Origin of the sequence: Duganella alba, assembly GCF_009674495.1 — a bacterium.
Classification (GTDB): domain Bacteria; phylum Pseudomonadota; class Gammaproteobacteria; order Burkholderiales; family Burkholderiaceae_D; genus Rugamonas; species Rugamonas alba.
Map to the genome: position 1 here is coordinate 1 of NZ_WKJN01000069.1, position 7276 is coordinate 7276.

Below are 7276 nucleotides of genomic sequence, written 5' to 3' on the forward strand. Positions count from 1 at the left end.
TGCAGGCCGCGCCGACGCCGTTGCCGGCGCCGGTGGCGGATTTGCCGCAGTCGGTCGCCAATCTGGCGCGCGCCACCGCGCCGGAGCCGGCAGCGCCAGCCAAGCCGGCCGCCGCCGCGCCTTCGGACGAGCCGGTCGTCAATCTGCGCGACCTGCCGGAGCCGATCCAGCGCTCGATTCCGCAGGTGACGGTGGGCGGCTACATCTATTCCAAGAACGCCGCCGACCGCTTATTGCTGGTCGATAAGGTCCTGCGCCACGAGGGCGAGGAGGTGGCGCCCGGCCTGATCCTGGAGAAGTTGCAGCCGAAAGAGGCGGTATTTAACTTTAAAGGCTACCGCTACCGCGTTCCGTATTGAATCGTAACTCGCCTGTCATAAAAAAATGATATTTTTCTACTATTGAGAACTCAGCAAGGGAAATATCATGAAGCATCTGAAGGGTCTGCCATTCCTGATCGCCGCGGCTGCCTACGTGCCGCGCGCCCACGCCGCCGAGGTCGTGCAATCCGCCGAGCCCAGCATCACCAGCCTGCTGCTGATCTGCGCCGGCCTGATCGTGCTGTCCTGCACCCGCTCCAGCGGCGCCATCAAAGTCAAGCACTGAGCGGCGCCGCTGCACCATCGTTGTTGCTGCGTATAATGACGGGCATCAATATGATGGTGAGGTAGGCAATGCAACAAGTCAGTCCCGCGCAAGCGCGCAAAGTCCTCGGGGTGATCGGGACGTCCGGCAGTGGCAAGACCACGCTGCTGGAGCATCTGCTGGCGCAGCTGGCGGAGCAGGGCTGGAAGGTCAATGTCATCAAGCACAGCCATCATGACCTGCAATTCGAGCCGCAGCACAAGGACAGCGCACGCCTGCGCATGGCCGGCGCGGCCGAGGTGATGGTGGGCTCGCCGTTCCGCTACGCCATCATCCATGAACTCCGGGGCGCCGCCGAGCCGACCCTGGACGAGCAGCTGGCGCGCATGTCGCCGGCCGATCTGACCTTGCTGGAAGGTTTCAAGTCGTATGCCATCGACAAGCTGGAGGTGTACCGCGTCGAGGCCGGGCGCGCGCCGCTGTACCCGGACGACGAGCACGTCATCGCCGTGGCGGCCGACCATGCGCGGCCGGCGGGGCTGCGCGCCAGCGTCGCCTGGCTGGATGTGAACCAGCCGCAGCAGGTGCTTGCCTGGTTGCTAACGCATCTGAAAAAAACTTCAGCGCAGGGCTAAAGTTGCCGGCGGGGCGTCCGTAAACAAGGGTGAAACCCCTTAATGGAGGACCCCATGGACGTTACCGGTATTGCTCAACTCTCAACCACGATGGCTGACACTGGCACCAAGCAGGCTGTTGGTATCGCTGTATTGAAGAAGGCCCAGGATCTCCAGGCATCCAGCGCCAGCGCGCTGATCGAGGCGATTCCGCCAGTGCCGAATCTGCCGGCCCACCTCGGCAACAACATCAACACCAAAGCCTGAGCGCTTGCCCGCGGCCGCGTTCTGCGCCGCCGGTGTTCTCCGCGTGCCGTCCGGCGCGCGGCGCGTGCGTGTGCACGCCATCCTTCCCATGAGTAGACAGGTGCGTCGCGGCGTCATTGCTGGTACGCTGCGGGTGCTGTTTACTTTTACTTCAGGAGATTTACCATGAACAAACGTCAAGCCCTGATCGCCGCCGCGCTGGCGACCGTGTGCGCCGCGCAGGTGGGCACCGCGGCTGCTGCCGACGACAAGGAAAAATGCTACGGCGTGGCCAAGGCCGGCCAGAACGATTGCGCCACCAGCGCGCACTCCTGCGCCGGCCAGGCCAAGACCGACAAGGGCGCCGACGAGTGGAAGTTTGTACCGAAGGGTACGTGCGAGAAAGCCGGCGGCAAGACCACGCCGCCTGCCAAGTAAGTTGTTGGCCGGGCTGGGCGTCGGCGTCGGTCTGCGGGCGCCGCATTACCGGCAGTTTCTCGCGCAGCGGCCAAAGGTCGGCTGGCTGGAGGTGCACAGCGAGAATTATCTCGACCAGGCCGGCTGGGACTGGCATGTGCTGGAGCAGCTGCGGCGCGATTACCCGATCAGCCTGCACGGCGTGGGCCTGGGACTGGGGTCGGCGCGCGGCTTTTCGGAGGCGCATCTGGCGCGCGTGCGCGCGTTGGTGGCGCGGGTGCAGCCGGTGCTGGTGTCCGAGCATTTGAGCTGGGGCGCGGTGGGCGACCGGCAGCTGAACGATCTGTTGCCGATGACGCTGGACCGGGCCGCGCTGGATCTGCTCAGCGCGCGCGTGGAGCGCATGCAGGAGGTGCTGGGGCGGCAGGTGTTGCTGGAGAATGTGTCGACCTATGTGCGCTTCCATGCGGACGCGATGAGCGAGGCCGAGTTCCTGGCGGCGCTGGCGGCGCGCACCGGCTGCGGGCTGCTGTTGGACGTCAATAATTTGTATGTGAACCAGTGCAATCACGGCGAGGATGCGCTGGCGGCCATGGCGGCGATTACGCCCGGCATGGTGGGCGAGATGCATCTGGCCGGGCATCTGGTGACGCCGCAGGCGGTCATCGACCATCATGGCGACCGCGTGGCCGAGCCGGTGTGGCAATTGTATGCGGCGGCGCTGCGGCGCTTTGGCGCGGCGCCGACCTTGATCGAATGGGATACCGATATTCCGGCGCTGGAAGTGCTGCTGGCGGAGGCGGACAGGGCGGCCATGCTGCATGCGGCGGCCGCGCCGGCGCCGGCGTTCCAGGCGCCGCGCCTGGCGTGGACGGGCGAGGGCGCGGCGGCGCTGGCGGAGGGCCAGCAGCTGTTTGCCGGCGCGCTGTTCGATGCCGGGCTGGCGCCGCAGGCGCTGGCGCAATTTGCTTCCGATCACAGCGAGCACCGCTTCGCCCTGTATCGCGGCAACCAGACGGCCAACTGGAGCAAGACCCTGGCCGCCGCCTATCCGGTGGTGCTGGCGCTGGTGGGCGAGGCGTTCTTCGGCGGCCTGGCGCGCGCCTACGGCCGTGCGCTGCCTTCCGATAATCCCGATCTGAACGTCTTCGGCGCGCGCTTCGCCGCTTTCCTGCGCGATTTTCCGCATGTGGCGCAATTTCCTTATCTGCCCGACCTGGCGCGGCTGGAGTGGGCGCTGCATCGCGCGCACTATGCGCCGGCGGCGGACGGCCTCAGCGCCGGGCAGCTGGCGGCGCTTGCGCCGGAACAGATCGAAAACGCCACCTTCCGGCTGCACCCGGCGGTGCAGCTGCTGGCGTCCGACTGGGCAGTGGCGCCGCTGTGGCTGGCGCATCAGCCGGACAGCGGCGTGGCTTTTCCGGAGGACATGGCGGTGGCCGGCCAGGCGCTGGTGGCGCGGCCGCAATGGCAGCCGCTGGTGCTGCCGCTGAGCGCGGCCGGCCATGCGGCCTTGCGGGTGCTGGCGGACGGCGGGACGTTCGGCGCGGCGCTGGACGCCGCGTTCGAGCGGGATGAAGACTTTGACGTGGCGGCCAACCTGCAGGGCTGGCTGGCGCACGCGGTGCTGGTGGAATCAGTCCTCGCGCCTGAAGGCGCGTAGCAGCCTGGCCTCGCCGGTGAGGTCGCGGTGCAGGCGGGCGGCGATGGCGGTCAGTTCGATCATGCGGTCGATCTGCACGTCTTCAAAACGGGCCAGTTCGCTGGTGGCGGTCTGCAACGCTTCGGCCAGCTTGTTGCGGGCCGCCTGATACAGGGCGCCGTGGTACTGATCGGTGTTTTTCAGCAGCTCTTCGGCGTTCTCGATCACCTGGCGCAAATCGTCCAGCAAGCTTTCCTGGGTGGGACTGTTGGGTGGCTGGCCGTCCATGAGAGACCCCTACTGGTTAAGAATCCACTATAGCGGGGCAGACGCCCGCCGGCTTGCGCCAGATCAAACGCGTACCGGCACCCTGATAGCTTACCGTCTAATTTCTCAAAAGCAAGAACAATTACGCTGCGACCACACTGATCCGCACGTCGCCCAGGCTGACCTGCTGGCCGGCGCGGATCTTGGCGGTCTTGCGCAGCTCCTGCTTGCCGTCGACCTTGACGTCGCCGCTGGCCACGATCATCTTGCCGGCGCCGCCGCTGTCGCACAGGCCGACCAGTTTTAACAATTGATTCAGCTCAACAAATTCGCCGTTTAATTCGAAACTTACTTTCTGCATTTTATCCTCTGCTGCCTTGATGTGAAGTCGGTACGGCCTCTGCCATTTGCTAGTGTAGCGGCATTCCGACAGGCGCGCAGTTTACCCTATCGGCGCGTCCTGCCGCGATTGCTACTCGGCAAAGAAGTTGGTATTCTGGCTTAACTGCTGAATATTTAGGCAGGGTGCTTGGCCTGGGAGTGAGTTGCATCATGAACAAGTTCTCTTTGGCATTGGCAATGGCCGGTCTCGTCGGGGCCGATGCGGTGGCGGGCGATCCGTGGGCGGTGTCGCCCAGCTTGCCGCTGTTCGAGCAACGCGCCAACGCGGCGTTGCTGTTCGACGCCGCCGACCGTCAGGCGGCGCTGGCCGATTCGCTGCGCGGCGACGGCGTGCCGCGCTACAGCGCGCTGGCCGGCTTGCCGAAGCTGCATTTCGGCGCTCTGCCGGACAATCTGGCGCTGCTCGATCCGCTCGGTCCGCTGCTCAGCGAGCACAGCAAGCGTTTCCTCAGCAGCGCGGAATTCGAAAAGAAAATGGGCCGCGGCACCGGTATCCTGACCGTCGGCCTGCTGCGCGAGGCGGGCGGCGCGCCCGGCAGCGAACACAGCATGTCGATGATGCTGAACACCCGGCCCACCACCACGTTTACGTCCGTGTCGCTGGGCTATGCGCTGACGGCGCGCAGCTCGCTGATGGCGATGGCGTCCTATGGCAAGACCGAGGGCATCGGCAGTCCGGACAGCCTGCTGGCGCAGGTGTCGTCGGTGCGCACGGTGGCCTACAGCGCCGGCTATGTGCGGCGCCAGCTGCTGGCCGCCAATGACCGGCTGGCGGTGACCTTGTCGATTCCGGCCAAGGTGCGCACCGGCTCGCTGGAATACAGCGGCGCGCTGCCGCAGGCCGTCGATCCCGGCGTGGCGGTGCTGGGCGCGCCGACGCTGAATCTGCGGCCGACCGCCACCGAACGCGACCTGGAGCTGGGCTACACCCGCTTTTTCGGCCGCGACGGCAAGCTGGGCCGGCTGACCGGGGCGCTGATGTGGCGCGTCAATCCCGGCCACGACGCCACTGCGCGGCCGGACGTGCTGACCGGCGTGCGCTATTCCTACGGTTTCTGAGCTTAGCCCCTGGCGCCGGGACGGGTCATGTCCAGCGGCACGATCCACTGCTCGAACTGCTCGGCGGTGACGTAGCCGAGCGCCAGCGCGGCTTCCTTCAGCGTCGTGCCTTCGTGCTGGGCCTTCTTGGCGATCGACGCCGCCTTGTCGTAGCCGATGTGCGGCGCCAGCGCCGTCACCAGCATCAGCGAGCGTTCCATCAGCTCGGCGATACGGCCGGTGTTCGGTTCGATGCCGTGCACGCAATGTTCCTCGAAGCTGCGCATGCCGTCGGCCAGCAGGCGCGCGCTTTGCAGGAAGTTGTGGGCGATCATCGGCTTGTAGACGTTGAGCTCGAAGTTGCCGGAGGCGCCGCCCATGGTGATGGCGACGTCGTTGCCGAACACCTGGCAGGCCAGCATGGTCAGCGCTTCGCATTGGGTCGGATTGACCTTGCCCGGCATGATGGAGCTGCCCGGCTCGTTTTCGGGGATGGTGATTTCGCCGAGGCCGGAGCGCGGGCCGGAGGCCATCCAGCGCACGTCGTTGGCGATTTTCATCAGCGCGGCGGCCAGCGTTTTGAGCGCGCCGTGGGCCGACAGCAGGGCGTCGTGGCCGGCCAGCGCGGCGAATTTGTTGTCGGCGGTCTGGAACGGCAGGTGCAGCGCGTGTTCCAGCTCGGCGGCGATGCGGGTGGCGTATTCAGGATGCGAGTTGAGGCCGGTGCCGACGGCGGTGCCGCCGGCCGCCAGTTGCAGCACGCCGGGCAGGGCGGCCTTGATGGCGCGCTCGGCAAAGTCGAGGTGGGCGACATAGCCGGAGAATTCCTGGCCCAGGGTCAGCGGCGTGGCGTCCTGCAGGTGGGTGCGGCCGATCTTGACGATGTCGGCAAAGGCGGTGGCCTTGGCGTGCAGGCTGTCGCGCAGCTGTTGGATGGCCGGCAGCACGTTGTGGGCCAGCGCCTGGGCGGCGGCGACGTGGATGGCGGTGGGGAAGATGTCGTTCGACGATTGACCCTTGTTGACGTCGTCGTTCGGGTGCAGCTTGCGCGCTTCGCCGCGCACGCCGCCCATCAGCTCGGAGCCGCGGTTGGCCAGCACTTCGTTCATGTTCATATTGGACTGGGTGCCGGAGCCGGTCTGCCACACGGCCAGCGGGAATTCGCTCGGGTGGGCGTTGGCCAGCACTTCGTCGGCGGCCTGGGTGATGGCGATGGCCTTGGCGCCGTCCAGCAGGCCGAGGTCGAGGTTGACGCGGGCGGCGGCGCGCTTGACGCTGGCCAGCGCGTGGACCAGTTCCAGCGGCATTTTTTCGGTGGAGATGCGGAAATGTTCGAGGGAGCGCTGGGTTTGCGCGCCCCACAGCTGGGCGTCGGGGACGTCGATCGGGCCAAAACTGTCGCGTTCGCTACGGGTGCTCATGAAGAATCCTTGGTAGGGAAGAAGAGAAATGAGTGTAGCGCAGTTTGGAAAAATTAACCGGGGGCTACAAAAACGGGAATTTCAGCCGTTATAGCTGTTACACTTTTTGGAATTCTCGCCCGAGCGCGACCTTTTGATGATGCAGCGTAAGCACTTGACAACTTCGATCAGCGCCCTGGCCTTGGCCGGCGCCGCGCTCGTGGCCCAGTCGGCCGAGCTGGGCGATATCGCGCCGCGTTCGTATATCGGCCAGCCGCTGGCGGTCGATATCGACCTGGTGGCGCTGACGCCGGAGGAGCTGGCCGGCTTGCAGGTGCGGCTGGCCGATGCGAATGTGTACCGCGGCGCCAATGTGACGATGAATCCGGCGCTGGCGTCGGTGCGTCTGCAGGTCGAGAAGCGCGGCAGCCGGCAGGTGTTGCATGTGACGACCACGCGGGCGGTGGATGCCGAGTATGTCCATCTGTACGTGGAATTGGGCGTGCCGGGCAAGCAGGATGTGCGGCTGGCCACGGTGTGGCTGCAGAAGGATCCGACGCCGCCGGCGCCGGTGGTGGTGGCGCCGCCGGCCAGTGTGATGACGCCGGCGCAGGCCGAGCAGATCGCGGCGCAGGCCCGGGCGGCGCGGGTGGCGTCGGAGGCGG

Annotated in this window: 11 protein-coding genes; 8 read left to right on the top strand and 3 right to left on the bottom strand. The window is 66.3% G+C overall.

Annotation, left to right across the window (positions count from 1 at the left end; translation table 11 throughout):
* The 6 genes from GJ695_RS29000 to bufB form a co-directional block, all read left to right on the top strand.
* Nucleotides 1-359, top strand: a 359-nt coding sequence (locus GJ695_RS29000) for a general secretion pathway protein GspB (protein ID WP_166455423.1), incomplete at its 5' end; no start/stop codon positions are given.
* Nucleotides 360-426: 67 nt separating this feature from the next.
* Nucleotides 427-606, top strand: a complete 180-nt coding sequence (locus tag GJ695_RS29005; protein WP_154370555.1) for a hypothetical protein — start codon at nucleotides 427-429, stop codon at nucleotides 604-606.
* Between the two features lie 68 nt (nucleotides 607-674).
* On the top strand, nucleotides 675-1220 hold the full coding sequence (gene mobB, locus GJ695_RS29010; protein WP_154370556.1) for a molybdopterin-guanine dinucleotide biosynthesis protein B: 546 nt from the start codon (nucleotides 675-677) through the stop codon (nucleotides 1218-1220).
* Nucleotides 1221-1274: 54 nt separating this feature from the next.
* Entirely contained in the window at nucleotides 1275-1466 is a 192-nt protein-coding gene (locus GJ695_RS29015; protein ID WP_154361520.1) for a YjfB family protein, read from the top strand.
* A 165-nt stretch (nucleotides 1467-1631) separates the two neighbouring features.
* Nucleotides 1632-1883 carry a BufA1 family periplasmic bufferin-type metallophore gene (locus GJ695_RS29020; protein WP_154370557.1) on the top strand — a complete coding sequence of 84 codons (252 nt, stop codon included), beginning with the start codon at nucleotides 1632-1634 and terminating at the stop codon, nucleotides 1881-1883.
* Nucleotide 1884: 1 nt separating this feature from the next.
* Entirely contained in the window at nucleotides 1885-3525 is a 1641-nt protein-coding gene (gene bufB, locus GJ695_RS29025; RefSeq protein ID WP_229260701.1) for an MNIO family bufferin maturase, read from the top strand.
* Here bufB and GJ695_RS29030 read toward each other — a convergent pair.
* Together GJ695_RS29030 and GJ695_RS29035 are read right to left on the bottom strand one after the other, a co-directional pair.
* Nucleotides 3499-3792 (bottom strand): DUF883 family protein, encoded by a 294-nt coding sequence (locus GJ695_RS29030; protein WP_154370558.1) that lies wholly within the window; start codon nucleotides 3790-3792, stop codon nucleotides 3499-3501. The genes bufB and GJ695_RS29030 overlap by 27 nt on opposite strands.
* A gap of 121 nt (nucleotides 3793-3913) precedes the next feature.
* Complete coding sequence (locus tag GJ695_RS29035) at nucleotides 3914-4132, bottom strand: RNA-binding S4 domain-containing protein (RefSeq protein WP_154361524.1); 219 nt, start codon at nucleotides 4130-4132, stop codon at nucleotides 3914-3916.
* A 191-nt stretch (nucleotides 4133-4323) separates the two neighbouring features.
* Here GJ695_RS29035 and GJ695_RS29040 point away from each other — a divergent pair, with 191 nt between their 5' ends.
* A complete protein-coding gene (locus tag GJ695_RS29040) occupies nucleotides 4324-5232 on the top strand; it encodes a hypothetical protein (protein WP_154370559.1) in 909 nt (302 codons plus the stop codon).
* A 2-nt stretch (nucleotides 5233-5234) separates the two neighbouring features.
* Here GJ695_RS29040 and fumC read toward each other — a convergent pair whose 3' ends face one another.
* Nucleotides 5235-6632, bottom strand: coding sequence for a class II fumarate hydratase (fumC, locus tag GJ695_RS29045; RefSeq protein WP_154370560.1), 1398 nt, complete (start codon nucleotides 6630-6632; stop codon nucleotides 5235-5237).
* Between the two features lie 154 nt (nucleotides 6633-6786).
* Here fumC and GJ695_RS29050 point away from each other — a divergent pair.
* Nucleotides 6787-7276: type IV pilus assembly protein FimV (locus GJ695_RS29050; RefSeq protein ID WP_371866635.1), on the top strand; the 490-nt coding region annotated here is incomplete at its 3' end.